Raw genomic sequence first — 24,952 nt, 5'->3', positions numbered from 1 at the left:
AGAACCGGAGAGAAATTTTTTTACAAATTTTCTCTCCGGTTCTTGAGTTTTAACAGGGCTTTTGAGACAGCCTCTTTTCTTTGGCTCGTCCTCAATAACCGTTCTTCTTTATTTTTCAAGCCACTCCGTGTGGAAAATACCGTCTTCATCGACACGCTGATACGTGTGAGCGCCGAAATAATCGCGCTGGGCCTGAATCAGGTTTGCCGGCAGCTGTGCACGGCGATAGCTGTCATAATAAGCAATCGCGGAAGAAAATGCCGGAACCGGAATACCGTCTGTCACGGCAATCGAAACCACGCGGCGGAGCGCATGCTGATACTGATCGGCAATCCGGCGGAAGTACGGATCCAGCAGCAGATTCGCCAGTTCGCTGTTTCTTTCATAAGCATCGGTAATTTTCTGGAGGAACTGAGCGCGGATAATGCAGCCGCCGCGGAAAATGCCGGCGATCTTTCCGTATTGGAGATCCCATCCGTACTCCCGCGATGCAACGCGCATTTGGGCAAATCCCTGTGCGTATGAAATGATTTTGCTTAAATAGAGCGCCTGACGGACGTTTTCAATATATGCCTCTTTATCTCCGTCAAACGGATTCAGTTCGGGTCCCTTCAGCACTTGGCTGGCCTGCACGCGTTCTTCTTTCATCGCCGATATAAAACGCGCGAAAACCGACTCGGTAATCAGAGGCAGCGGCACGCCGAGATCAAGCGCGTTTTCGCTTGTCCATTTTCCCGTCCCCTTTTGACCCGCTGTATCAAGAATCATATCGACAAGCGGCTTGCCGGTTTTTTCATCTATCTTCGTAAAAATGTCTTTTGTAATATCGATCAGATAACTGTCCAGTTCCCCTTTGTTCCACTCGGAGAATACGCGATGCAGCTCTCCGGCATCGAGGTTCAGGACATGTTTCAAAATAAAGTAGGCTTCGGAAATCAGCTGCATATCGCCGTATTCAATACCGTTGTGCACCATTTTAACATAATGGCCCGCGCCGTTTTCACCAATGTATGTACAGCACGGCTCGCCGTTTACTTTGGCTGAAATGGCCGTCAGAATCGGTTCAACCAGATCGTAGGCTTCTTTCTGGCCGCCGGGCATAATAGCCGGCCCCTTGAGCGCGCCCTCTTCGCCGCCGGAAACCCCCGTTCCGATAAAATGAATGCCCGCCTCGCTCAGCTCTTTATTGCGGCGGATCGTATCTTTAAAAAACGTATTGCCGCCGTCAATCAATATGTCGCCCTTTTTCAGCAGCGGTTTAAGCTGAGCAATCGTTGCATCGGTCGGGTCGCCCGCTTTCACCATCAGCCAGATCTTCTTCGGTGATTCCAGTGAATCGACAAGCTCCCGCAGGCTGTACGCAGCCGTGATTTTCTTTCCTTTCGCCTCATTTTCCATAAAATCGTCCGTGCGTTTCGCCGTCCGGTTAAATACCGCTACGGAATAACCGCGGCTCTCAATATTCAGAGCCAGATTTTTGCCCATGACCGCAAGTCCAACTATGCCTATTTGCTGTTTTGACATTTTGTCACGTTCCTCTCTCAGTAAAGGCGCAAGCCCGTTACCCTTGTTGTCCATTAAAAATACGTTTGGTGTCTATCCTTCTCTAATCACCGGACAGTCTTAGTGTACGCGATTCGGCAGACCGAATGCAAGGAGAAGGTTCGGGCAAGCCCGCCGATCCCTTTTTTTGCGGATCCGCTCATCGAAAAGCGTCCTAAAATTACAGACAAATTATCGGCGATCATGCATCATTCATTTTCCTTAATCCATAATAATATATGTTTAAAACCCAATTATCAACAATCAGGAGGCATTGAAAATAATGCAGGGCACATCAGTCAATCCGAATCCAAGCACCGAACAGATGAACCACGGCGGACATGAGGTTTTCGATGTTCATGAAGTGCTGTCGGGAACGATCGGCACATTGAATTTATACATGCTGCTGCGTCAGCATGTAAAAGATCCGGAACTGCAGGATATGATGGACCGCCACTATCGATTTATTCTTGATGAATACAATCTGACTTGCGAATGTTTTAAGACGGGGCAGAAACCATCGAAACGGACGGAACCTTATATGATGAAACAGGACAACCAGTTCACATACGGTCTGAAAGCGTCTCAGCCCAAAAAGCCCTGGCAATCCCCGTCGGAAATTTCCGATGAGTTCATTGCCGGTTCCCTGCTCGGCGCCGCAAAATCCGCCGCATCGGCAAAAACGATGGCGGCGCTCGAATCGACCAATCCGGTTGTCCGCCGCGTGCTTGCGGCATCCGTTCCAAACTGTATCGAAATGGCCTACGAGCTTTCGCTGTACCAGAACAAACATCAGTATTATCAAGTCCCTCAGCTCGCTCAGCAGGATATGCAGCAAATGCTCAACCTGTATGCACCCGCCCAGGCACAGCCTCAATTGTCTTCAGCGGGAACGGCTCATTAACACGGAACGGATTTCATGATAGGCCTGTAACAGAGCCGGCTCGGTAAGAACGGCCGGCCGTTGGCAAAGTGGCGGTGCAGGTCTGTCTGCATCCAGCCTGTTTAATAAAAAAATCTGCTTTCTTGTACTCAGCCGTGTCCGAATGGACATGGCTGAGATTTTTGGAACCGATACATTTTCGACAGGGCGAAGTTCGTCCGACAGACGATTCGATACTATGCAGCATTTGTCCTTTTCACACAGAACGGTTTTTTCCAGTCAGCGTCAATGCTTCCCTTCAAAAAACAATCAGTACCATACGCTTTGATTCTCTTACAGCTGATTCAGCCAAAGATTGTAACTTGCGTCCGAAGGCATCCGCCAGTCTCCGCGCGGCGACAGGCTGACCGTCCCCACCTTCGGACCGTCGGGAATCGCGGAACGTTTGAATTGCTGAGTAAAAAAGCGTTTGACAAAAATTTTCAGCCATTTCCGGATCGTTTCCTCCTTGTAGCTGTCCGCAAAGGCCATTTTCGCAAGAAACAGGATCCGATCCGGAGCAAATTCGCTTCTGACAAAATAATAAAGGAAGAAATCGTGAAGTTCATAAGGACCGACAATCTCTTCGGTCTTCTGTGTGATCTGTCCCTCGCTGCTTTTCGGGAGCAGTTCCGGAGTGACCGGCGTATCAAGAATGTCGATCAGGATCTCGGCGATTTCTGACGTTGCCTGTTCATGGGCAACATAATCGACCAAATAGCGGACCAATGTTTTCGGAACCGAACAGTTAACTGCATACATCGACATATGATCGCCGTTATACGTACTCCAGCCAAGGGCAAGCTCGGACAAGTCGCCCGTGCCGACCACAAGACCCGCTTCTTTGTTGGCAATATCCATGAGAATCTGCGTCCGTTCCCGGGCCTGCACATTCTCATAAGTGACGTCGTGAACGGCGGGATCATGGCCGATATCCTTGAAATGCTGCAGACATGCAGCAACAATATTGATTTCACGAAAATCGGTCTCCAGCCGATGGCAAAGTTCGACTGCATTATGATACGTCCGATCCGTCGTGCCGAACCCCGGCAGAGTCACGGTGACGATATTCTTGCGGGGCAGTTCAAGCAGATCAAATGTTTTTACAGCAACAAGCAGCGCCAGCGTTGAATCCAGCCCTCCCGATATACCGACCACCACCCGCTTAAGGCCGGTGTGCTCAACACGTTTCGCCAGGGCCGCTGTCTGAATAGCGAATATTTCCCGGCATCTTTGCTGCCTCTGTTTTTCATCGGCGGGAACAAACGGATGTTTGTCCACGTTCCGGTCGAAGCGGCCGAAATCCGTATCATTGAACGAGAAAGCAATCTGCCTTACCGTCCACGGAACGAGCGGGGTTGCCTCGCGAAAACTGATATTTTTCACCCTTTGTAAATTGAGCCGGTCAACATCAACAATCGACGTGACCACTTCATCTTCACGCTGAAAACGGGCATTCGTCCGCAGCATGTTGCCATTCTCGGAAATAAGCAGTTCTCCGCCAAAAACAACATCCGTCGAAGATTCGTAAATCCCTGCCCCTGCATAGATATAGGAAGACATACACTTAGCACTTTGGGAAACAACGAGCTGTTTCCGATAATCCGACTTACTGACCACCTCGTTCGAGGCAGACAGGTTGCCGATAATGTTGGCCCCTCCGAGGCTCAGATAACTGCTCGGAGGCACGACACTCCATAAATCCTCGCAGATTTCAAGCCCGAACTGAAACAGGCCGTCTCCAAACAGCAGGTCGACTCCGAACGGGACAGCTTTCTGGAAAGACAGATCGACCGTCCGATCAACGATTGCTCTGCCCGGCGTAAACCAGCGCCGTTCATAATACTCCTCATAGTTGGGAATATAGCTTTTCGGAACAATGCCGAGAATACGGCCGTTAAAAACGAGATAGGCACAATTATAAACAGCGGTATGCAGATTGAGCGGCGCGCCGACCGCGATCAATGTATCTTTGTCAGCCGAATAAGTGCAGATTTCCTGCAACCCCCGTTCGGCCTGATCAAGAAGCAGCTGCTGCAAAAAAAGATCGCCGCAAGTATAAGACGTGATGCAGAGTTCAGGAAATACAATGAATTTTGCCTTTTCCCTGATAGCGCGGTCAATACACGCCTTGATATGAAGTACATTGAAGTCGATGTCGCCTACATGCGTCACCGGACAAGCCGCCGCAACTCTGATGAAATGATTGGATGGCATGGCGAAACCCCTTTTCATAGCGATATCGGAAAGAATTTCATCTCTCTCTTTTTATAGAATGTCCTCACGTCTCCTCTTCGCAGCCTCCGCAAAAAAAGCCTCCCCATTCCCAGAGAGGCGCGAACGCGTTTTTTGAAGATGACAGACGGATAAACCGCTTGGAAACAGAACCATTAATTATGTTCATTCTAAAGCGGGCCATTTTGTTTGTCAACGGCACGGATCCCTTCGCAAAGGGGGAACTGTCCGTGCAAATACGATCCTGTCGGGCTGAGCAGCGATACGGCTTTATAAACGGCGATTTGAAACGACAGGCTCATGAAGTGTCTGATTTTAATGATCGAATGCTGCGCGAGCGATCAGATAGTCCGAAATGCTTTTTCCAATGTTCTGAATCACAGCCAATGCTTTCTGTCTGTCGGCAAAATCGCGGGTCAGAACGGCTATCGATACGTCATGGCGGCGGTATGAGAAAAAGGCAGCATCATGATCGATTTTCTCCATCTCTCCGGTCTTGTTATACACAGAAACAGGATTCGGCATTTCATCAAAAAGTCCCGGCAATTTATAGCGGAACTGCTGGCATAAAAACCATCTTTTGACTTCCGCCGGATAAGGCGATTTACCGCTGAAAATCCGGCGAATGCTTCGACAGGCATCGCGTGCGCTGATCAGGTTCTCGAGCCCGGCCGATTTTGCTGCCTGATCCATCAGCTTACGTCCAAGCAGCGTTTCGGCGTAACCCCGATCGCCGATCCACTTCTGAATACGGCCGATGCCGAATGTGTCAATAAGCAGATTGGTCGCCGTATTATCGGAGACATTGATCATCAATGCCAGAAGATCGCGGATCGGCCACGCACGGCTGCTTAATACTTGCAGGACGCCCGAACCGCCGACGATTTCACGGTCCCCGAGCCAGACTGTCCGGTTAAGAATCGACGGGTCTGAAAAAGCTCGGTCGCAGACGTACAGCAGGATCGGCAGCTTGATCAGACTCGCCGCCGCCATTGGAACAGATGCGTTCAGAGAGAAAGAGAAACCGTCCGATCCCTCGGCCTTAATTCCGATCCGGCTTCTGAACGGCGCGGAAAGAGCGTCGATCTTTTTCGACAGTTTTTCATTTAATTCCGGCACCCGGCCTCGCCTCTGTTTCCGATATGTACTTCCGGGCCTGCCGTTTTCGGCCGGTGCAGATGGCAGGCCGCAAAGTGCCCCCGCTCTATTTCCCGAAAAAGGGGCGTTTCTTTTGCGCAGATCTCCATTGCAAAAGGACAGCGCGTCCGAAAGACACATCCGCTCGGCGGATCGATCGGACTCGGCAGTTCCCCTTTCAGTAATATCCGTTGACGGCTCTCTTCCACATCCGGGTCGGGAATCGGGATCGCCGAAAGCAGCGCCTCAGTGTAAGGATGAAGCGGACGTCGATAAAGTGCTTCGCTTGAAGTTAATTCGATCAGATGGCCGAGATACATCACACCGACCCGGTCGCTGATGTATTTAACCATCGACAGATCGTGCGCGATAAACATCATCGTCAACCTCTTTTCTTCCTGAAGTTTTTTTAGCAGAACAACGACCTGGGCCTGTACGGAAACATCAAGCGCGGAGATCGGCTCATCGGCAATGATGAAATCCGGATTGAGCGCGAGCGCTCTGGCGATGCCGATACGCTGACGCTGACCGCCGCTGAACTCGTGAGGATAGCGGCTCAGGCAGCTTTTACTCAGGCCGACTTCTTCCAGCAGCCCTTCTACTCTTTCCCTGCGCTCACGGCTGTTGCTGCAGGTTCGGTGAATATCCATCGGTTCGGCAATCAGATCGAGAACGGTCGAACGGGGATTCAATGACGCATAGGGATCCTGAAAAATCATCTGCATCCTGCGGTGAAATTGGAAACGCTGATCGCGATCCATCTGATCGACATTGTCCCCATTAAAGAAAATTTCGCCTTCTGTTTTTTTATAAAGGCCGATGATCGTGCGTGCGAGTGTCGACTTTCCGCATCCGGATTCCCCGACAATACCCAATGTCTCCCCGGGAAGGATCGTCAGACTGACGTCATCGACCGCTTTCAGAAACCGATGGTGTTCAATTTCGAAATACTTTTTGACATGTTTAATTTTAAGGAGCGGATGTTCTGCCATCCTTCTCACCCCTTCCAGTAACGTCTGACCGCGCAAAGTTCCTTCTCATAAACCGTTCCGGCCAGCACAGTGAGATCAACTTTTTTACCGGGCGTCGGGGAATGAATCATCTTTCCGCCACCCGCATAGATGCCGACATGGTGAACATAGCCTTTCCCTTCATTGTAGGCGAAAAAAAGCAAATCGCCGGGTTCCATGGACTGCGGGTCGATTTTTCTGCCGCCGGCCGATTGATCGTCCGCGTCGCGGGGAATCAGATACCCTCCGGCCCGCAGCATTGAAAAACTGAACCCTGAACAATCATAGCCGTAGGCGCTCATGCCCGACCAGAGATAGGGAAGCCCGATAAAACGCTGCGCATTTCGGACGATCCGTTTACCCGAAGCACGTCGGCTCCGCGATGGGAACACGACGGCTTTTCTGCTGAGCAGTCCCAATCCGACCGGACTGTCCACTTTGACCGTCGATTCATCCTCATCGACAAGCGGGAGAAAAGTGGCAAAACTCAGATCAAATGACGGTTGTCCGTCACTTCGGATAAACGGAGCGGTTTTGCTTTGCACCATTACCTTTTCGACGGGATGATCGGCCGCTCCTTCCGCAAGCTGGCCGAGCGGCATCCAGCCCGGGTAACCGCGTGCGTCCTTTGCCGACTTCTGAGACGGGACCGCGACTTTGGCCCAGCCGCCCTGTATGTCGTCGATGATGACTGCGTCTCCGAACAAGACCTGAGTCTGCAGCCTCTTCTCTTCACACAAGGCAATATTTTCTTCACGGGTCATTGCCGTCAGCCACTCGGCAATATCCGCTGCTTCAGACACCGCCGCGGCATCGACGGGACGGGCCGACGACGGATCTGTCCAAACGGTTGCTACGGGAACGGCCGCCCTTCTCAAGTCCACAATAACTCATTCTCCCTTCAATGATCGATCGTCCATCAGCAGTTTTTTTATTCCAAGGCCCGGGTCCTTGGGGAGAAAAATTTGATTCTTGTGAAAGCGCACACCGCCGATCACCGGATCGGAGGCAAACATGAGCGGCGCATCGAAATCGCAGCGCGTGACGTTTTTCTTGCCCGCCGCAAAATGACAGGCAGCGGTCACGGAAATTTTCGATTCAATCATACAGCCGACCATACACTCCACGCCGTAGGCCTCGGCCAGAGCATTAATTTTTTCCGCACCTGAAATGCCGCCTGCTTTCATTAGTTTGATGTTGATCAGGTCGCAGCCATGAATCGCCAGAAGGCGTGCGGCATCACGGGGACTGAAGACGCTCTCGTCGGCCATGATCGGAATCTCTGTATGTTCCGTTACCCGTTTCATTCCTTCAATATCCCACGCCGGAACCGGCTGCTCAACGAGTTCAATCCCGAGATCCATATTTTCCAAGCGATGAATCACGGCAATAGCTTCCTTGACACCCCACCCCTGATTGGCATCTACCCTTAGTTTCACATGATTGCCGACAGCCCGGCGAATGCCGGCAATACGTTCAATATCTTCTCCGATTGTTGAATTGCCGACTTTAATTTTCAATGTGTCGAAACCCATTGCAACAAGCGACTTGCTATCAGCAATCATCTCTTCGGCTCGGCTTACACTGACCGTATAGTCCGTTTCCAGCCGGTCCGTGTTGCCTCCCAGCAGCTGATAGAGAGGAAGGTTCGCCTTCTTGCCGAGGCAATCGTAAACAGCAATGTCGACAGCGGCTTTTGCACTGGAATTGTTCAAAAGCGTTTTTTCAAGAATCGCCTCGATTCTCTCTCTCTGCTCCACAGCCAGCCCGATGATCGACGGCCGGATAATGTGTATGACGGCATAGTTAATACTTTCAAGACTGTCGCCGGTTATGACATGGGTCGGCGGGGCTGCTCCAATACCGACGGTTCCGTCGTCGCAGCAGAGATAGACGACAATGCTTTCTGCCTCCTTCACCGTTCGGAGCGCCGTTCTGAACGGTTTTTTCAGGGGAATTGAAAGCCTCCTTGTTTTAACATCAACGATTTTCATAGGTTGTCTTCTCTCCCGCTCTCTAGAAAACTCCCGGCTGAATCCACAACCGTTTTCTTCCCGCATCCAGAAGCGCCGCCGTCCCAAGCGGTACGGAAAAATTCGGCCGGCAGTGCCCGATCAGGAAGCCGCTCACGGCCGGTTTCCCCAAAGAACCAAAATATGTTTTGAAAACTTCACTAAAAGACGGAACGTCATTCTGCTCCCTCGGCCGATTCAGACGGAAATCTCCGATCACAAAACCGGAAGCCCGGTTCAGTTTCCCGGCAAGGCGCAGCTGATTCAGCATGCTGTCCACCCGGTAGGGATCCTCATCGACATCTTCAATCAGCAGCAGTTTATTTTTTGTATCGATTTCAAACGGCGTGCCCAGTGTACTGACCAGCAGTGAGAGGTTGCCGCCGACAAGCGTTCCTTCCGCAATTCCATCCGCAAGCACACTGAGATCGGATACCTGTTCGTCATATCTCAGCCAGCCCGGCTGAAGAAGCTGTAAAAATAGCTGTCTGGAAAGCAAAGGCACATCTTCCGCCCCCCAGTCGGAGGCAAGCATCGGTCCGTGAAAGGTCACCAGTCCCGTTATCTGACGGATGGCTGTGTGAAGGTAAGTGATGTCGCTGTATCCCCAGAAAATTTTCGGATGGCGGCGGATCAGATCGAAGTTGATCCGATCGGCAAAGCGCGCGCTCCCATATCCGCCTCTGGAGCAAATAACCGCGCGGATCGTATCATCCGCAAACATCTCGTGAAAGTCGCTCAGACGTTCTTGATCCGAGCCGGCCAGATATCCATTCGCTTTCTGCACATATTTTCCGATCCTGACCCGGAAGCCGAGCTGTTTCAGCCAGTCGACGGCACGTTCCAGATTCTGCGGATCGGGCGGTCCGGCAGGGCTGATCACGCCGATTGTATCGCCCTTGCGCAATCGTTCCGGAATGATCATAGCCGCCCCCTCTTTCTGATGACTTGATTTAGCCGAAAGCCGCTTCCCGATATCCGAAAACGGGTGGCAATACATGTCAGCCAGGATCTTTTCATCCATCTGTGCCGCTTTTGAGTTAATTGTTTTTCGACGCCCATTTCAAGTCGATGTAAGCGGCCGGATGGAAGACGAGTCCGTGAACCTGGCTGTTCAGCAGGAACGTCTGATTATAAAAATAGGTCGTAAAGAGCGGCATTTGCTGAAACAGCAGCTTTTCCGCTTTGTACATCAATGCGTAGCGTTTACTGTCGTCTTTTTCATTCTTCGCCTGCCGGATCAGACTATCATATTCGCTGTTGCTCCACTGCATGCTGTTTATCGGCATTCCGGTCTGGAAATTTTCGAGAAAGTTGATCGGATCGCCGTAATCGGCAAGGAATGAACCGCGCGAAAACTGGAATTTTCCCGCTTTTTGCTGCGACTGGTATACGTTCCATTCCATATTGGCCAGCTTGATCGTGATGCCCAGATTTTTTTGGTACATCGCCTGAATCGCCTCTGCGATCGCCTTGTTGTTATCACTCGTATTATATGTCAGAACGACTGGCGGGAGCGTTTTCCATCCTTCCTCTTTCATTCCCTGGGCAAGAAGCTTTCTTGCCTGTACGGGATCGTAGCCATAGAGGCTGCCGTTATGTGTACGGAAGTCCTGACCGCCCGGATCTTTAAATCCGGGCGAGACAAAGCCGTACGCCGGAACGTTTTTCTGTTTGACCACATAGTCCGTGATCTGCCGGTTGTCGACGGCCATGGCAAAAGCGCGGCGAATATTGATGTTATTGAAAGGTTTCATAGTGACATTCATACTGAAAAAGTAGGTTCCTGCCTGCGGCACGACGTGAACTTTTCCCTGTTTGAAAAATTGGTTGGAGAGGTCCGTCGGAACGCCGGCCATATCAAGCTGGCCCGTTTTATACATCTGATACTCAGTATTCGAATCGCTGACCATTGCCCAGTCGACTTCATCAAGCTTGACAGTGTTTTTGTCCCAGTATGTGCTGCTCTTTTTAAACACCATCTCGGAATCGTGTTTCCAGGACGCCAGTTTGAACGGTCCGTCACCGACGAATGTGCTCGCGTCGGCATACCATTTAGGATTTTTTTCGGCCACTTTCTGATCGATCGGGAAGAAGGCCGGATTGGAAACCATGCTGATAAAATAAGACTGCGGCGAGGTCAGAGTGACCCGGAATGTTTTGGAATCGACGGCTTTCACCTGTACATCGCCGGCCGAACCCTTTCCGGTATTGTACGCTTCCCCGCCCGCGATCAGATAGGCAAGAAATGCGGCGGGAGCGGCCTTTTTCGGATCGAGCATCTGCTTCCAGGCGTAGACAAAATCGCCGGCCGTCAGATCGTCGCCATTGTCCCACTTCGCATTTTTACGAATATGGAACGTGTACGTCCTGCCGTCCGCGGAAACATCCCATTTCTGTGCGATCGCCGGCTGCGGCTCATTGTTCTTCCCAAGGCGCGTCAGCCCTTCCATCAGATTGTTCAGCGGATCCCATGAAACCTGATCATAGCCCATAGGCGGATCGAGAGATGTCGGCTCAGATCCGTTGTTCAGTTTCAATATTGCTTTTCCGCCGCTGCTTGATGCGTTCGGCCTGGCCGTACAGCCGCCGAAAGCCAAAATCAAAAGGACTGCTGCCCCAAGCAGCAATGTCATACTCAGCCGTTTTTTCAAAATGATTCCCCCTGATTCGATAGATTTTTAACCCATTGCCGGTTTTGATCGGCTCTTTTATCTAAAAGCCAGCAATCAACGGCATGATGCGCATCAAGCGTTGTTGCCGGCGGTTGCACGTGCTCGCACACTTCCATCGCGAACGGGCAGCGCTGACTGAAAGCACAGCCCGGGGGAGGCGCAAAGAGATCCGGCGGCGCACCTTCAATCGGCCTGAGCGAGTCTGAAGGAAGATCAAGCCGGACGACGGAGTGCAGCAGGGCCTGAGTGTAAGGATGCCGGGACCGGTAGAAAATATCGCGTTTATCGCCCAGTTCGACGATTTTACCTGCATACATCACGGCAATCCGATCGGCCACTTTGGCGACTACCCCCAGATCATGGGTGATCATGATCATCGCCACACCGGTCTCTTTCTGGATTTTATCGAATAATTCAAGAATCTGTGCCTGAATGGTCACGTCAAGCGCGGTGGTCGGCTCATCGGCAATCATCAGGTCGGGGCCGCAGATTAAGGCCATGGCAATCACGATTCTCTGCCGCATGCCGCCGCTGAACTGGTGCGGATACTGTTTCATCCGTTCTTCGGGATTGGAAATGCCGACCCGCTCAAGCATTTTCATCGCCTGGATTCCGGCCTGCGCTCTTGTTGCCCTTTTCTGATGCACAATGCCCTCCGTGAGCTGCGAGCCGATGGTCAGCGTCGGATTCAGGGCGGTCATCGGATCCTGAAAAATCATCGACAGATCCACGCCTTGAATCCGGCGTTTTTGTTTCGGGCTCATTTTGACCATATCCTGCCCCTTGAAGACGACAGCCCCTTCCGTAATTGTGCCGGACGGTTCCGGGATCAGTCCCATGACTGCCAGCGACACTGTGCTTTTGCCGCAGCCGGACTCGCCGACAATCGCCAGCGTTTCCCCCTTTTTTAATGAAAAACTGACACCGCGGACGGCGCGGACGGCTCCTGCGCGTGTCTTAAAGGAGACATGAAGATTCTCAACTTCAAGTAAATTCTGTTCCACTGTCCTCAACTCCTCAATTTCGGATCCATCGCATCCTGAAGTCCGTCGCCGAGAATATTGAATGCGAACATAGTCAGCGAGATAAACAGCGCCGGGAAGAACAGCTGCCACCAAAGTCCCTCAAGAAACGGAGTCAGTCCGTCGCTGGCCATGACGCCCCAGCTGGCGTAAGGCGCCTGAACGCCCAGCCCGAGAAAACTGAGGAAAGCTTCCGAAAAAATAGCCGACGGCACAGTCAGGGTCACCTGAACGATGATCGGGCCCATGGTGTTCGGGATCAGATCTTTGCGGATGATCCGCCATGCTTTGCTGCCGAATGACTGCGAAGCGGTAACAAATTCATCATTTTTCAGCTGGAGAACCTGGCCGCGGACAATTCTCGCCATTCCCGTCCAGCCTGTCACTGTCAGAGCAACGATGATTGTCAGGAGACTCGGCCCCATGACGACCATCAGAAGAATCACGACAAGCAGATAGGGCAGGCCGTACAAAATCTCAATGATCCGCATCATCACAAGATCCGTTCTGCCGCCGATGTAGCCGGAGAGGCCGCCGTATGCCACTCCGATCAGCAGATCGACCAGTGCCGCAACCAGCCCGACAAATAAAGAAATCCGTGCCCCGTACCATGTCCTTGCAAAAACATCCCGGCCAAGATTGTCCGTCCCGAACCAGTGGCCGGCGGACGGTTCAAGATTCTGCATGGCCAGATTCTGTGCCGTGACAGAATGGGACGAAAACATCGGACCGAATACGGCCATACAGACAAGCAAAGCAAGAAAAGTCAATCCTCCGAGCGCCAGCCTGTTTTTTCGCAGCCGGTACCAGACATCCTGCCAATAGGAAATGCTCGGACGAACCATCTCGCGCTGCTGTGCCCGATTCCGCTTCAATGGCCGGAACCAGGTATCGGGTACCCTTTCCGGAGACGGCTGAAACTTTTCTTTCACCGCTGCCATCATTTTGCCTCCCTGCCCATCTTTATTCTCGGATCGAGCCATCCGTAAGCGATATCCACCAGAAAAAGCATCACAATCAGAATGGCGCTGTAAAAAACGGTGGTTCCCATGATGACCGGATAATCGCGCGAATTAATGCTGTCGACAAAATATTTTCCCATACCAGGAATAGCGAAGATTTTCTCAATAACAAAGGTCCCGGTCAGAATGGCCGCCGCCAGTGTACCGAGAACCGTGACAACGGGAAGAAGGGCATTCTTCAATGCATGTTTGAACACAATCAGGGCCGGCGAAAGCCCTTTTGCCTGTGCGGTTCTAATATAATCGCGGGTCAGAACTTCCAGCATACTGGAGCGGATCAGACGGGCAATGATCGCCATCGGCCCCGTTGCCAGCGCAATAATAGGCAGAATCATATAACGGATCCCCTGCCAGGTCCCGGCCGGAAGCAGCTGGAGATTGACGGCAAATTCCTGAATCAGCAGAGTGGCAAGCACAAAATCCGGAATTGAAATGCCGAGGACAGCGATCGTCATCGCCGCATAATCAACCATTCCGTTATGTTTTAACGCCGCGAGGATGCCAAGCAGCATTCCTGAAAGGACGGCGACAATCAGCGTCCACATACCGAGCTCGAACGATACCGGAAAACCGCGGCCCAGTAAATCGTTGACGGTCTGGTCGGGCTGTTTGATCGACGGGCCGAAATTGAAGGTCGCAACCGACTTCAGATAGATCAAATACTGAACGGGAAGCGGCTGATCCATATGATAATGCGCCTCCATATTCTGCAAAGCGGCACCGCTGATTGTTTTCCCGCTGCTGCTGTTGAACGGGGAACCGGGGATCGCGTGCATCAGAATAAAGGTCAGCGTTGTGATAACCCAAAGTGTCAGAATCATCGCTATAAATCTTTTCATCATGAACTTTGCCAAAAAGGCGGCCTCCCTTCGTAAAATAGCCTGATAACACAATATTCAAATAATTGGTGATACATACCACGAAGTCTTGCCAAACGCCTGATACGTTTTCCTGAACGACAAAATCCAGCCCTGAAAAACACGGGCTGGATTTTGCCTAGGTTTATGTAGACAAAGCGGCTACGACCTGATTATATTTCTTAAGCGCATCATTAAAAGCGACAATGAGCGCCCTTTGCGAGGAACCGAAATAGCGCAGGCGGATTTCATCGATAATAGACGAATCGTTTATAAACCGCCCGACAAGCAGAGAGCGGACAAAACGCACGGTCAGCTCTATCGTCGCCGAACATTCCGCATCGATAATTCTTCCGTCCGTCCGATCAACGACCAGCCCGAGAAAAAACTGATGAAACTGGATCGTAATCGGATTCTTCTGCGAAGATTTCGAGTCACCGATAATGAAAATGGTATCATCGTTATAATGCATCTTTCAAAATTCCTTTCCAAATGTATCTTTCAGATGATTCAAGGGGCTGTCAATGGGTCGTTGCAGAAACCTGAACCGTGAAAACATTTTAAAGGAATAAAGTAAGTATAAAGTCGAAATCAATATATGTCAATATTTAAAAAATTGTTTTTTTACATAATTAAAAGAAATAATTGATGGTGGACGCATACCGATTTCTATGACTTGACGACGTAAAAACATCCTATAATCCGAATCTTAGGAAATTTTGATCCGGCTGCAGAGAGCGGGTGCATGCTTTAACTGCGGTCACGGCGCTCCGATGCTGAAGAAACTGCCGGCAACTAAATTTTCAGATTTATCCGGTATTTTATATTAAAAAAGCCCAGAAAAAACGTCCCATCCGCCGATTTCCCGGCGATGAGACACCTGCTTTTTCATTTTACAACCATCGATCACAATAAAGACATCCGCCCGATTGCCCGGCGGCACCTCGCGGACAGCCTCCCGGCAATCACGGCTCAGGATCTGCCTGGCCGCCCGGCCGACGACAACCGGTCCCCGGGCATAAAAATAATCAGAAGAAAAGCCAGAACGGCGGGAATCATCGCCCAAAGAAAAGTCGCGGTAATTGAAGAAGCAAGGATGTCTTTCAATGGATTCAGCACCTCTTTCGGTATGTGCGACCGTGTTTCCGATGAAAGCAGCGCCCGCGGATTGCTTAACTGATTCAAAAATCCGCTGTGATCCGTTGTACCGAACATATTTTTAAGTTTTAAAGAAAGAATGTGGCTTTGAATCGTGCCGAATACGGTTATTCCGACTGTCATGCCGAACTCGCGCAGAAACGCCAGTGTCGAGCTGGCCGATCCGTATTCCGACGGCTTAAATCCGTGAATCGCCGCCATTCCCAGAACAGAAAAAGAAGCGCCGACGCCATAACCGATAATCACCATATAGAAAAGAACAAATAAAAAAGAAGTGTCGGCCGCCATCGTTCCTGCGAGCAGCAATCCGATGATTAAAATTGTGCCGTGCAGCAGCATGATGGCTCTGTAGCTCATCCGCTGCGCTATGATTCCGCCCGCAGCACTTGCTGCCGTGACGCCGACCATCATCGGCAGCAGCATCAGTCCCGCGTCTGTTGCCGTACCGCCGAAAACACCCTGAATGTAGATCGGCAGCATGACAATGGCCACCATAAAAGGTATACCATAAACAATACCGACAAGATTGCTGACCGCATACAATCTTTTATGAAACATTTTAAAAGAGATAATCGGTTCTTGTACCCTTGTTTCGACTGCCAGAAAAAGAATGAAAAAGACGGAAAAGGCAGCAAAAAGGCCTATAATGACCGGTGAAGCCCATCCGTACGTGTTTCCGCCCAGCTCGATCGCAAACATCAGGCTGACAGTCGACAGGACCAACGTGGCGGCGCCCGCCCAGTCAATGGCCGCCCGCTCGTGCGTCCGCGACTCTTTATAAAAGAAAGCAATAAGAATCACCGCAAGGATGCCGAGCGGCACATTAATGTAGAAGATCCAGTGCCAGTTCAGATGGTCGGTAATGAAAGCGCCGAGAAGCGGCCCTAAAACACTGGAAAGTCCGAAAACGGCACCGAACAGACCGCTCATCTTTCCCCGCTCTTCAAGCGGAATGATATCAAAAATAACCGCAAAGGCGATCGGCATCAGGGACCCTCCGCCGATTCCCTGCAGCGCCCGGTAGATACTGAGCTGAGTCATGGACGAAGCGGTCCCGCAAAGAATGGAACCGAACAGGAACATGCACAGTCCAAAGACAAAAAAGCGTTTTCTGCCGTACATGTCGGAAAGTTTGCCGAAAATCGGCATGCCGGCCATCTCGGTAACCAGATAAGCAGAAGTGACCCAGACAAACTGATTCAGCCCCCCAAGATCTGCAACAATGGTCCCCATCGCCGTCGAGACCACCGTCTGATCCATCGATGAAATGAAGATGCCGAGCATGAGTCCCGCCAGGACGAACGAAAAGGTTTTCCGGGATTCCGAGGACTTCGGTTGTTTCATAATTCGCCTCCCTGCTTTCTCTACTGCCTGTCTTACTGATGAAGTTCCTTTTTTCGGCCATCGCTCCTTCCGGGACAAAGGAGCCGGCAGACGCCGGACACGGGCAATGCCGGTCCGCGCTGTCACTTATTCACTGTACCATAACATGACGGCCGTGAACATTAAAAAACGCCGGTCCTTCCCAAATAACAGGATACAGACTGAAGACCGATTTCCCGGTTTCTATCGACATCCGCCATTCAAAGAGGTGGCTATTTTGTTCAAACCGTATTTCTCTTTATGTGTCAGTCAACCTTGATCCACGCCTCGGCCCATGTCTGAATAGCCTCAATAATCGGTGCCACAGCCTCCCCTTTTTCAGTAAGAGAATATTCCACGCGTATCGGCACCTCCGGGAAAACATCCCTCTCGACAATCCCTTCCTTCTCCAACTCTTTCAGCCGTTCGGAAAGAAGCCGTCCGCTGACAGGAATCGAATCCTGAATCTCGCAAAAGCGCTGTCTTCCTTTAAGAAGCTGAAAAAGGATCAGGCCTGTCCAGCGTTTACTTAATATAGACATTCCCTTTTCAAACTTAGGACATAATTCGGTCTGTTTCATCGTACCTGCCCCCAAATAATGAATTTGAACCTGTTCCCGGTTATATCAGGACTCGCCCTATTATCAGCAAATTTGTCTCAAGTAACCCGCTCTCCGTGTATAGTCTTGATCGGCCGGCGGATTTTATCATGAGCAATTGAATCGTTGGGACTTCGTTTCGAATAACCACAGAAATTAACAGTGTCCATAAAGGTCTCCGAGAATAATATTGAGAAATTTATCACAAGCAATAAAAGAACGATGGAAAGAAAACCTTCAAAATCATAAGAATTGATTACTTCTTATACATCATTCCAATACCTTAAGAACATTATTATACCAACTTGTGAATATTTATCAAATGAAAAATATCGCTTATTGATTATATTTCTAATAACTGACACATTTTACCCAACCGGGAAAGAGGCACATTCTAAAATGATCCGACGCTCATAGAGCCCCCAGATCGCTTGGCGGCCGGCCCCTCCGTTCCGCTCTCGCCGTTCTTTTATCGTCCCCGGCTCCATGAAGCCGCCATTCAACTGAAGCGATCTGACGATGCAGCAGAAAAAAAGCGGAACAGCCGCTATGGAAAATCGGTCCGGCGGCAGCACCGCTGTTTGATTAATGGACACCCGCTCTTTCCGTTTTTACATGGCTGCGCCGAATTTCCTCCTGACAGTCTTTGCAATAGCCGTAGATCTCAAATTTGTGTCCGGTCACTTTAAAATCGGGATCGAGTTTTGACAGATCCTGCATCGGGCACACCTCGATTGTCTTGGTCTTCCCGCAGCGCAAGCAAATGAGATGATGATGGTGGTGTTCGGTGCAGTGAAACTGGAACACCTTTTCCCCGTCGAGCTCGGTCTCCTCGAGAATCAGCAGCTTCTTGAACAGAGAAAGATTTCTGTAGATTGTATCAAAACTTATACCCGGATAGGCATCCTTTAATGCGGTCTGAATCTCTTTCGCAGATAAATAGCCGCCGCTCTCCTCAAAAAGTTCCAGTATATCTTCACGTTTGTCCGTATGCTTAAAGCCCTTGGCCCTGAGAAGAATCAACGCTTCATTTTTATTCAATCGATTTCCGCCTCTTTTATTCCGATCAGCAGGACATATTAATCTTATTCCTAGCATAACAAGTTTTATCGGAAAGCAACAGAAAAACATGCTTATTATTTATAATATCAAATGTTTTCTAAATAACCAATGCTCTCTTTTTCAGCGACTATCGCCGGCAGCTGCTATAGTTTTCGCAGGCTTATTACAAAACCTGGCTTCGTCTGCACCGAAGTTCTGACAAACTCCCGCTGAAATGATTCAAAAGTCATGCAGCATGGTCACCCAACAAATGTCCCGCCTCATTGCCGTTAAAGAACTCAACAGCGATTTCGTTGAAGGCTCTATATGAACGCTTTTGACGAAACAGCCGATTCGTTAAACTCATCTCTTATATAATCCATCATCCGCTCATCCGCTGAAATTTTCTATTTCTTAGATGTAAAAAAAGAGTCCTCATTCCAGAGAAACTCTCGTCCATAAATGTTTCTTTTTCGCCGTTTTACCGGTCTCTGATTCTCTGCGGCCGCTTTTACCAAAAAAGAGCGATGGCCGCTATGGCAGCGATTGACGCCAGAGCAACCGGAAATCCCCAGCCCCAGCCCCAGACGAATAATCCGGGACCGTCGGCTCCTGCGCCGTCCATCGGCCGGATGTATGCATATTGCCCGTCAACTTTTGTCAGTACCCCTCGATGTACGGAACCATTATGGCAGCGGATCATGACAGGCTGATCAATCAGCTTGTGGCATTTTGAACAGATGTCGTCATATAACAAGCTTTTTCCTCCTCGCACGCTGGATAGTTTCCATAATATGCGTCAGAAAGAACAGCGAAGCGGCGCTTGTCACCGTATGGAAAAAGGAAAAAGTCAGCCGATCCTGCCGGCGTACCCGTGACGGGCGTGATCGATCGTCTGCGCCAGCAGGTTCATGACGTGTTCGTCTTCTTCAGAATAGTAAATCGTTTTGCCGCTGCGGCGCGACTTGACAAGCCGCAGATTTTTCAAAAAACGCAGCTGATGCGATACTGCGGACTGCTGCAGATCAAGACTGCCTGCAATCTCGCTTACCGAGCATTCCTGCTGCGATAAAAGATACAGGATCCGAATCCGCGTCGGATCCGACACAGCTTTAAAAATCCTTGAGACCGTAAACAACGTGTCTTCATCCAGTTCCGCTTTTTTTCTTTCGGTCACTTGACTCACCCTTTAAATGCCGTCGTTTCTCAGTCCCCTTAAAATTAGCAGAAAATGAATTAAATTGTCAACGGGCAGCGGCTGCTCCTGCATGCGCCGACCAGTCTTCAATATCCCACGTTCTCGTCACCCAGCTTTTATAAAAGCTGCGCTCGTGGCTGACGACGACGAGAGTCCCGTCATATTTCTCAAGCGCATCGCTCAGTGCTTCCTTTGCGTCCGCATCGAGATGATTGGTCGGTTCGTCAAGAATCAGCACATTGTTCTTCTGCAGCATCAGCCGGGCAATCCTTACTTTCGTTTCCTCACCGCCGCTTAACGTATTCATCGGCTGGCGCATATGTTCCGCAAATACCCCGCACTGGGCCAGGTGCTGACGCAGCACTTTTTCGGACAGCTGCGGGAACTGTTCCATCAGCCACTGAAGCGGATCCAGAGCGGCCGGGGAGGATAACTGGGCAAGATAGCCGGGGGCGACCCGGTCGCCAATCGTGATTTTTCCGGACAGCGGCGCCATTTCACCGAGCAGTGTTTTTAAAAAAGTCGTTTTGCCGATCCCATTGCGGCCGATAACCGCTACCTTTTCTCCCCGGGTGATTTTCAGGCTGATCGGAGGCAGAATCGGCCGGCCGTAGCCAATACCGACTTTTTCCGCCGAAAAAATCAGCCGCACCGGCGACACGTCGCTCTTGAAGTGAAACCTTGGTTTCCGAACGGAAGCCGGAGGGGTCATCCGTTCCATTTTACTGAGTTTTTTCTCACGGCTTTTTGCCTGTTTGGCGGTAGCGGCACGCACTTTGTTTTTCTGAATATAAGTTTCCAGTTTCCTGATTTCTCTCTGCTGCCGGCGAAAGGCAATCTCGTGCTGCTCGATACGCGCCTCATGCTGCTTAAGAAACGATTGATAGCCGCCCACGTAGCGGGCCAGTTCGTGATTCTCAAGATGATAGACGAAATCGGAGATCAGATCCAGAAACGCCGCGTCATGAGACACGACAATAAAAGCATGCGGATAGTTTCTCAAGTAATCGGTCAGCCAGCGGATATGCGGCACGTCTAGATAGTTTGTCGGTTCATCGAGCAGCAGCATTTCAGGGGCTTCAAGCAGAAGCCTGGCGAGGCACAGCTTTGTCAGCTGGCCTCCGCTCATCCGGTCGATGTTCGTGTCGAGACCGATTGCCGTCAGTCCGAGACCGTCCGCCATTTCATGAATCCGCGCATCGATCGAGTAGAAGTCATGTGCCGTCAGCCAATCCTGAAGCCGGCCGTATTCCTCGATGACTCCGTCGCAAATATCGGGACTCTGCATCTTTTTTGTCAGTTCGTTCATTTTCTTCTCCGCATCCAGCAGCTCCTGAAAAGCGCTCTGCAGAAATGTAAAAATGGTTTTATTTTTATCAAAATGCAGGTGCTGCTCGATGACTCCGACGTGCAGATCTTTTCTCCTCTCAATGGTCCCGCTGTCAGGTAAAAGCTTGCCGGTAAGCAGCTTTAAAAAGGTCGATTTCCCGGCTCCGTTTTTCCCGACAAGCGCGATATGTTCGCCCTCCATCAATCGAAAGTTTATTTGCTTATAGATCAGCTTGTCTCCGTATGAAAAAGACAAGTCTTTCGCTTCAATCAATAACAATTTTCTGTTCCCCTTTCATTCCGGCCTCCGCGCCGATAAAACAGAAAGGTCCCTCTGAAATCCACAGTAAAAGAGGGCAGAGTTAAAGCGCTCCGTCCCCCTTCCTGTTCGCGGACAATCCGCAAACGAAGCAGGACCCCTTATCCGTTACCGCACCCGGCCGGCCGCAAAATGCACCGATTAAGAAGGCAGACTTCACCTGTCTCAGACCAGTTTGAGTGCAAGAATAGCGGATACATACATGGGGTTTCCACTTCCTTTTCAATGGATAAAAGATAAGTTCAGTGTACGCTATAAGTGACAGGGAATCAAATGGCGCAGCTTCGAAACGTCGGAATAAGTCCTGTCGGCTGCAGCAGCCCAGTCATACGGAGGAAAAAAATCGATGATTGGATTAAATCTTTTAAAAAGGGCACACGCACCTGTTCCATAGCAGCAAATGGCGGGGTGACTGATCCCATGCTGACAACGTTGGAAGAAAGTCCGTACTGACCGGATCCGCGGTCTGCCGACAAACGTTGGAAATAAGCAACGGCCGGACATCACAGCGATGAACCAAGGGCAGTGAATGAGAAACTTAAATAGGAAAGTGACCCGCATTTCATCACCCTGTATTTTAGACGATCGAACATTATTTTTTTCTCTTCTGATGAACGCACGACCATGATAATCCGGGCACGGGACACGTTTATCCGCTGACCATCTGCAAGCGCATGGTCTCCGAAGGATTCAATCATGAAACGGCAATATTTATCACAAATTTATTATTTTGTCAATATACGTAACCGTTTTCATTATGAATAATTAGTGATATAATGCCTTTTGATGTGACAAACATCACAGTTCATAAATACAAATTTCACATCTATGAGGAGATGCTCAGTAATGAAGGCAGCTGTGCTTGAAGATTTTAAAAAGCCGCTGACGATCGAAACCGTTCACGATCCGGATTTATCGCCGGATGGCGTCATCATTGAAATTAAAGCATGCGGTGTATGCAGAAGCGACTGGCACGGATGGATGGGACAATGGCAAGGCTTTTTAGCTCCATTGCCGCATATTCTGGGTCACGAAACGAGTGGAGAAGTTGTCGCAGCAGGTAAAAACGTAAGAAACTTTAAAAAAGGAGACCGGGTCATTGTGCCTTTCACCCAGGGCGACGGAACGTGTCCCCATTGCCTTGCCGGCCACTCGAATGTCTGTGATCATCAGGCTATGCCCGGTTTCACATATAACGGCGGGTTTGCTCAGTTTATGCAGATTCCGAAAGCCGACCATAATCTGAAACGCCTGCCCGACGGCGTCCATTATCTCGATGCCAGCGCGATGGGCTGTCGGTTCATGACTGCTTTTCATGGAGTCACAAGTGTCGGCAAAATCAGGCCCGGTGAATGGGTTGCCGTATACGGTGCCGGCGGCGTCGGCTTATCGGCTACTCAGATCGCCACTGCAATTGGAGCAAATGTCATTGCCGTCGACATCTCAGATGATAAACTGGATTTTGCCAAAAAGGTAGGTGCGGTTGCTACAGTGAACAGCAAGAAAGAGAATGCACCTGAAGCCATCCGCGAGATCACCAGGGGCGGAGCGAACGTATCAATTGATGCGCTCGGCATTCAGGAAACGATGCTTAACTCGGTCCTCAGCCTTAATAAACGCGGCAGACATGTTCAGATCGGCATGACCTCATTCGGAAAAGAAGGCATGCTGAAGCTGCCAATCAACGATATCGTCGATAAGGAGATCCGTTTCAGCGGTTCATTCGGCATGCCGATTTCAGAATATGCGGGGATGCTGCAGATGGTCGAAAAGAAACGTCTTCAGCCTGGAAAACTGGTGACCAAAACCATCTCACTGGAAAGCATAGATGATGCGTTCCACGACATGACAACATTCTCAGGAAAGGGTGTCACGGTCATTACTGATTTCGAAGAAAAAAGGCCGCCGAGAAACTACAATTATTTTGAAAAACAGGCTGTTTAATCGGCAGCCATGACACAAAGCAAAAAAAAGACAAAGAATGGGTCCAGCTCTTTAACATCCGGTTTCCGGGAAAAGTGTCTTGCTTTTCCCGGATCTTTTTCGGCTTTTTTTATGAAATATCCGGATAACGATTGAAAATCAGAATTTCACCAGGCATAAAGCAATCGGTCTAACTTCGCCTGCTGAAACCGGCTCGAATGCCGGTTTTGCCTTCCATTTTGGCACAAAGTGCCTGCCTCTGTATCTAGGGCGGGCTCTCTCCCCTCCAGAAATGAATGAAATCAGTCTGATGGACCGGCCGCCCTTTATTAAAGAAGACGGCGATAATCAAGCACAAGCTCATGTTCGATCCGAATGCCGTCCGGGCTGTAAACGGGTATGGACGGTTTTAGTTTTCGTGCATCATTTACTGCGTCGACACAGAGCTGTGCCAGCGAAAAGCCCCTCTTCTGATAAAATTCAAGAGCCCTGATATTATCATTGGTTGTTGTCAGATGCAGCCGCTGCAATTTTCTTTTTACAGCCAGGTGAATGACCGCGATCAGCAGTTTCGAACCGACTCCGCGGTTTTCTGCGAAGCTGTCCAACGAGATGATTTCCATCGCTCCGTCGGTAATTGTAAACGTGACAAAACCGAGTACCCTCATTGTGTCAAAAGCAAGATATCCGGGCAGTTCGGTCATGTTATACTTTTCCCCATGCACGACCATTGCTGTTTCGCCCCAATGCTGCAGCGCCAGCATCCTAATCTGCTGCTGATCTTCCTTAATGATCGGCCGTACAGAAAATTCCGTCCGTTTGTCCTGAAGCTGCTTTCCCTTCTCCATTTTGAACGTCCCCCTCAACAATCCTTTTGGCAGATCGTTTCATAGATAGCATAACACACAGTTTTCCTTCCGATTTCAGTTTAAACCTATAGGGGCGGCAGCTTTGAATCATTGAGTATTAATTCTTGAATCTGTCGGCCGAATATCCGGACAATCCATTCGGAAACAAAAAGGAGCCGGACGTGTCTCGATTTTAAATCCGCTGATACCTACGGACAGACGCCCGCTCTTTCTCCCTTTCCCGACATAGATTAAGAATAGGCCAACATGGAATTCTGTTTAAACAGCCGGAACCCAATGAAGTTGCAAAATTCCGGCATCAGGGAGGTAAATGTTCATGTCGTCTAACGAATATTACGAAAAATGCCGCGCTTTTATTAACCAGCCCGTTGAAATTAAATGCGATGACGGCACCGTCCACTACGGCATCATCGATTCCGTCGATCAGGAGAAGGTGTACCTGAAGCCGTTTGACACATCTGTTCCCGAGTCGGAGAGCCGCAATCCCGGAGTCTTTTTCTTTGGCCTTCCCTTTTTAGGAGGCTTTGCGGGAGGGCTGCTCGGTGTTGGCCTCGGCTCGGTCATCGGCGTCAGGCCTTACCCTTACGGCGGCCCGGTCTCTCCGTACGGACCGGGGCCTTATTACGGACCTTATGGCGGATACTATGGACCGGGACCTTACTATTACTAATCAACGGGATGGAAGGGAATCGGGTCCCGTGCCGGTCGACCAACACAGGA

The 24,952-nt window shown here is 50.2% G+C and carries 22 protein-coding genes; 3 read left to right on the top strand and 19 right to left on the bottom strand.

Annotated features, from left to right (window positions below; translation table 11 throughout):
• Positions 1–108 precede the first annotated feature (108 nt).
• A complete protein-coding gene (gene gndA / locus Q6A92_RS14965; protein ID WP_332238584.1) occupies positions 109–1,524 on the bottom strand; it encodes an NADP-dependent phosphogluconate dehydrogenase in 1,416 nt (471 codons plus the stop codon).
• Positions 1,525–1,825: 301 nt separating this feature from the next.
• Here gndA and Q6A92_RS14960 point away from each other — a divergent pair, with 301 nt between their 5' ends.
• On the top strand, positions 1,826–2,446 hold the full coding sequence (locus tag Q6A92_RS14960) for a spore coat protein (protein ID WP_274399582.1): 621 nt from the start codon (positions 1,826–1,828) through the stop codon (positions 2,444–2,446).
• A 312-nt stretch (positions 2,447–2,758) separates the two neighbouring features.
• On the opposite strand, the gene Q6A92_RS14955 is transcribed toward Q6A92_RS14960, so the two are convergent.
• The 17 genes from Q6A92_RS14955 to Q6A92_RS14875 all read right to left on the bottom strand — a co-directional run bounded on the left by Q6A92_RS14955 (position 2,759) and on the right by Q6A92_RS14875 (position 21,401).
• The gene (locus Q6A92_RS14955; RefSeq protein WP_332238583.1) at positions 2,759–4,681 is read right to left on the bottom strand and encodes an NAD(+) synthase; all 1,923 of its coding nucleotides are present in this window, start codon (positions 4,679–4,681) and stop codon (positions 2,759–2,761) included.
• A gap of 333 nt (positions 4,682–5,014) precedes the next feature.
• Complete coding sequence (locus tag Q6A92_RS14950; RefSeq protein WP_274399586.1) at positions 5,015–5,818, bottom strand: serine hydrolase; 804 nt, start codon at positions 5,816–5,818, stop codon at positions 5,015–5,017.
• On the bottom strand, positions 5,806–6,828 hold the full coding sequence (locus tag Q6A92_RS14945; protein ID WP_332238582.1) for an ABC transporter ATP-binding protein: 1,023 nt from the start codon (positions 6,826–6,828) through the stop codon (positions 5,806–5,808). Before Q6A92_RS14945 ends, Q6A92_RS14950 begins: the two co-directional genes overlap by 13 nt.
• Before the next feature lie 5 nt (positions 6,829–6,833).
• Positions 6,834–7,730, bottom strand: coding sequence for a C40 family peptidase (locus Q6A92_RS14940; protein ID WP_332238581.1), 897 nt, complete (start codon positions 7,728–7,730; stop codon positions 6,834–6,836).
• A gap of 6 nt (positions 7,731–7,736) precedes the next feature.
• Complete coding sequence (locus Q6A92_RS14935; RefSeq protein ID WP_274399589.1) at positions 7,737–8,840, bottom strand: mandelate racemase/muconate lactonizing enzyme family protein; 1,104 nt, start codon at positions 8,838–8,840, stop codon at positions 7,737–7,739.
• 22 nt (positions 8,841–8,862) lie between these two features.
• Positions 8,863–9,783 (bottom strand): S66 peptidase family protein, encoded by a 921-nt coding sequence (locus tag Q6A92_RS14930; protein WP_332238589.1) that lies wholly within the window; start codon positions 9,781–9,783, stop codon positions 8,863–8,865.
• A gap of 115 nt (positions 9,784–9,898) precedes the next feature.
• Positions 9,899–11,512: a peptide ABC transporter substrate-binding protein gene (locus tag Q6A92_RS14925; RefSeq protein ID WP_443029735.1), complete on the bottom strand. Its 1,614-nt coding sequence runs from the start codon at positions 11,510–11,512 to the stop codon at positions 9,899–9,901.
• On the bottom strand, positions 11,509–12,537 hold the full coding sequence (locus tag Q6A92_RS14920) for an ABC transporter ATP-binding protein (RefSeq protein ID WP_274399590.1): 1,029 nt from the start codon (positions 12,535–12,537) through the stop codon (positions 11,509–11,511). Before Q6A92_RS14920 ends, Q6A92_RS14925 begins: the two co-directional genes overlap by 4 nt.
• A gap of 5 nt (positions 12,538–12,542) precedes the next feature.
• Positions 12,543–13,496, bottom strand: a complete 954-nt coding sequence (locus Q6A92_RS14915; RefSeq protein ID WP_443029734.1) for an ABC transporter permease — start codon at positions 13,494–13,496, stop codon at positions 12,543–12,545.
• On the bottom strand, positions 13,496–14,419 hold the full coding sequence (locus Q6A92_RS14910) for an ABC transporter permease (RefSeq protein ID WP_443029737.1): 924 nt from the start codon (positions 14,417–14,419) through the stop codon (positions 13,496–13,498). The genes Q6A92_RS14915 and Q6A92_RS14910 overlap by 1 nt, the downstream gene beginning before the upstream one ends.
• Positions 14,420–14,579: 160 nt before the next feature.
• Positions 14,580–14,906 carry a DUF3870 domain-containing protein gene (locus Q6A92_RS14905; protein WP_274399595.1) on the bottom strand — a complete coding sequence of 109 codons (327 nt, stop codon included), beginning with the start codon at positions 14,904–14,906 and terminating at the stop codon, positions 14,580–14,582.
• Between the two features lie 500 nt (positions 14,907–15,406).
• Positions 15,407–16,936 (bottom strand): MDR family MFS transporter, encoded by a 1,530-nt coding sequence (locus Q6A92_RS14900; RefSeq protein ID WP_332238579.1) that lies wholly within the window; start codon positions 16,934–16,936, stop codon positions 15,407–15,409.
• A gap of 284 nt (positions 16,937–17,220) precedes the next feature.
• Entirely contained in the window at positions 17,221–17,535 is a 315-nt protein-coding gene (locus tag Q6A92_RS14895; RefSeq protein WP_274399599.1) for a winged helix-turn-helix transcriptional regulator, read from the bottom strand.
• A 603-nt stretch (positions 17,536–18,138) separates the two neighbouring features.
• Positions 18,139–18,594: a Fur family transcriptional regulator gene (locus Q6A92_RS14890; RefSeq protein WP_332238578.1), complete on the bottom strand. Its 456-nt coding sequence runs from the start codon at positions 18,592–18,594 to the stop codon at positions 18,139–18,141.
• 511 nt (positions 18,595–19,105) lie between these two features.
• The gene (locus tag Q6A92_RS14885) at positions 19,106–19,351 is read right to left on the bottom strand and encodes a hypothetical protein (RefSeq protein WP_332238577.1); all 246 of its coding nucleotides are present in this window, start codon (positions 19,349–19,351) and stop codon (positions 19,106–19,108) included.
• A 93-nt stretch (positions 19,352–19,444) separates the two neighbouring features.
• Complete coding sequence (locus tag Q6A92_RS14880) at positions 19,445–19,771, bottom strand: ArsR/SmtB family transcription factor (RefSeq protein WP_274399602.1); 327 nt, start codon at positions 19,769–19,771, stop codon at positions 19,445–19,447.
• A gap of 67 nt (positions 19,772–19,838) precedes the next feature.
• On the bottom strand, positions 19,839–21,401 hold the full coding sequence (locus Q6A92_RS14875; protein ID WP_274399605.1) for an ABC-F family ATP-binding cassette domain-containing protein: 1,563 nt from the start codon (positions 21,399–21,401) through the stop codon (positions 19,839–19,841).
• A gap of 885 nt (positions 21,402–22,286) precedes the next feature.
• On the opposite strand from Q6A92_RS14875, the gene Q6A92_RS14870 reads away from it, so the two are divergent.
• On the top strand, positions 22,287–23,384 hold the full coding sequence (locus tag Q6A92_RS14870; protein ID WP_332238576.1) for a zinc-dependent alcohol dehydrogenase family protein: 1,098 nt from the start codon (positions 22,287–22,289) through the stop codon (positions 23,382–23,384).
• A 308-nt stretch (positions 23,385–23,692) separates the two neighbouring features.
• Here the strand turns inward: Q6A92_RS14870 and Q6A92_RS14865 are convergent, their stop codons facing one another.
• On the bottom strand, positions 23,693–24,211 hold the full coding sequence (locus Q6A92_RS14865; protein WP_332238575.1) for a GNAT family N-acetyltransferase: 519 nt from the start codon (positions 24,209–24,211) through the stop codon (positions 23,693–23,695).
• A gap of 337 nt (positions 24,212–24,548) precedes the next feature.
• On the opposite strand from Q6A92_RS14865, the gene Q6A92_RS14860 reads away from it, so the two are divergent.
• Complete coding sequence (locus tag Q6A92_RS14860) at positions 24,549–24,902, top strand: hypothetical protein (protein ID WP_274399609.1); 354 nt, start codon at positions 24,549–24,551, stop codon at positions 24,900–24,902.
• Positions 24,903–24,952: the final 50 nt, after the last annotated feature.

Source organism: Sporolactobacillus sp. KGMB 08714, assembly GCF_036598985.1.
GTDB lineage: Bacteria > Bacillota > Bacilli > Bacillales > Sporolactobacillaceae > Sporolactobacillus.
This window is presented reverse-complemented; position numbering and strand designations above follow the sequence as displayed.

Coding starts and splice junctions, on each gene's coding strand:
- Q6A92_RS14860 (WP_274399609.1), top strand. CDS start 24,549: ATGTCGTCTAACGAATATTACGAAAAATGCCGCGCTTTTATTAACCAG.
- Q6A92_RS14935 (WP_274399589.1), bottom strand. CDS start 8,840: ATGAAAATCGTTGATGTTAAAACAAGGAGGCTTTCAATTCCCCTGAAA.
- Q6A92_RS14900 (WP_332238579.1), bottom strand. CDS start 16,936: ATGAAACAACCGAAGTCCTCGGAATCCCGGAAAACCTTTTCGTTCGTC.
- Q6A92_RS14895 (WP_274399599.1), bottom strand. CDS start 17,535: ATGAAACAGACCGAATTATGTCCTAAGTTTGAAAAGGGAATGTCTATA.
- Q6A92_RS14915 (WP_443029734.1), bottom strand. CDS start 13,496: ATGGCAGCGGTGAAAGAAAAGTTTCAGCCGTCTCCGGAAAGGGTACCC.
- gndA (WP_332238584.1), bottom strand. CDS start 1,524: ATGTCAAAACAGCAAATAGGCATAGTTGGACTTGCGGTCATGGGCAAA.
- Q6A92_RS14930 (WP_332238589.1), bottom strand. CDS start 9,783: ATGATCATTCCGGAACGATTGCGCAAGGGCGATACAATCGGCGTGATC.
- Q6A92_RS14960 (WP_274399582.1), top strand. CDS start 1,826: ATGCAGGGCACATCAGTCAATCCGAATCCAAGCACCGAACAGATGAAC.
- Q6A92_RS14955 (WP_332238583.1), bottom strand. CDS start 4,681: ATGCCATCCAATCATTTCATCAGAGTTGCGGCGGCTTGTCCGGTGACG.
- Q6A92_RS14905 (WP_274399595.1), bottom strand. CDS start 14,906: ATGCATTATAACGATGATACCATTTTCATTATCGGTGACTCGAAATCT.
- Q6A92_RS14910 (WP_443029737.1), bottom strand. CDS start 14,419: ATGATGAAAAGATTTATAGCGATGATTCTGACACTTTGGGTTATCACA.
- Q6A92_RS14865 (WP_332238575.1), bottom strand. CDS start 24,211: ATGGAGAAGGGAAAGCAGCTTCAGGACAAACGGACGGAATTTTCTGTA.
- Q6A92_RS14870 (WP_332238576.1), top strand. CDS start 22,287: ATGAAGGCAGCTGTGCTTGAAGATTTTAAAAAGCCGCTGACGATCGAA.
- Q6A92_RS14945 (WP_332238582.1), bottom strand. CDS start 6,828: ATGGCAGAACATCCGCTCCTTAAAATTAAACATGTCAAAAAGTATTTC.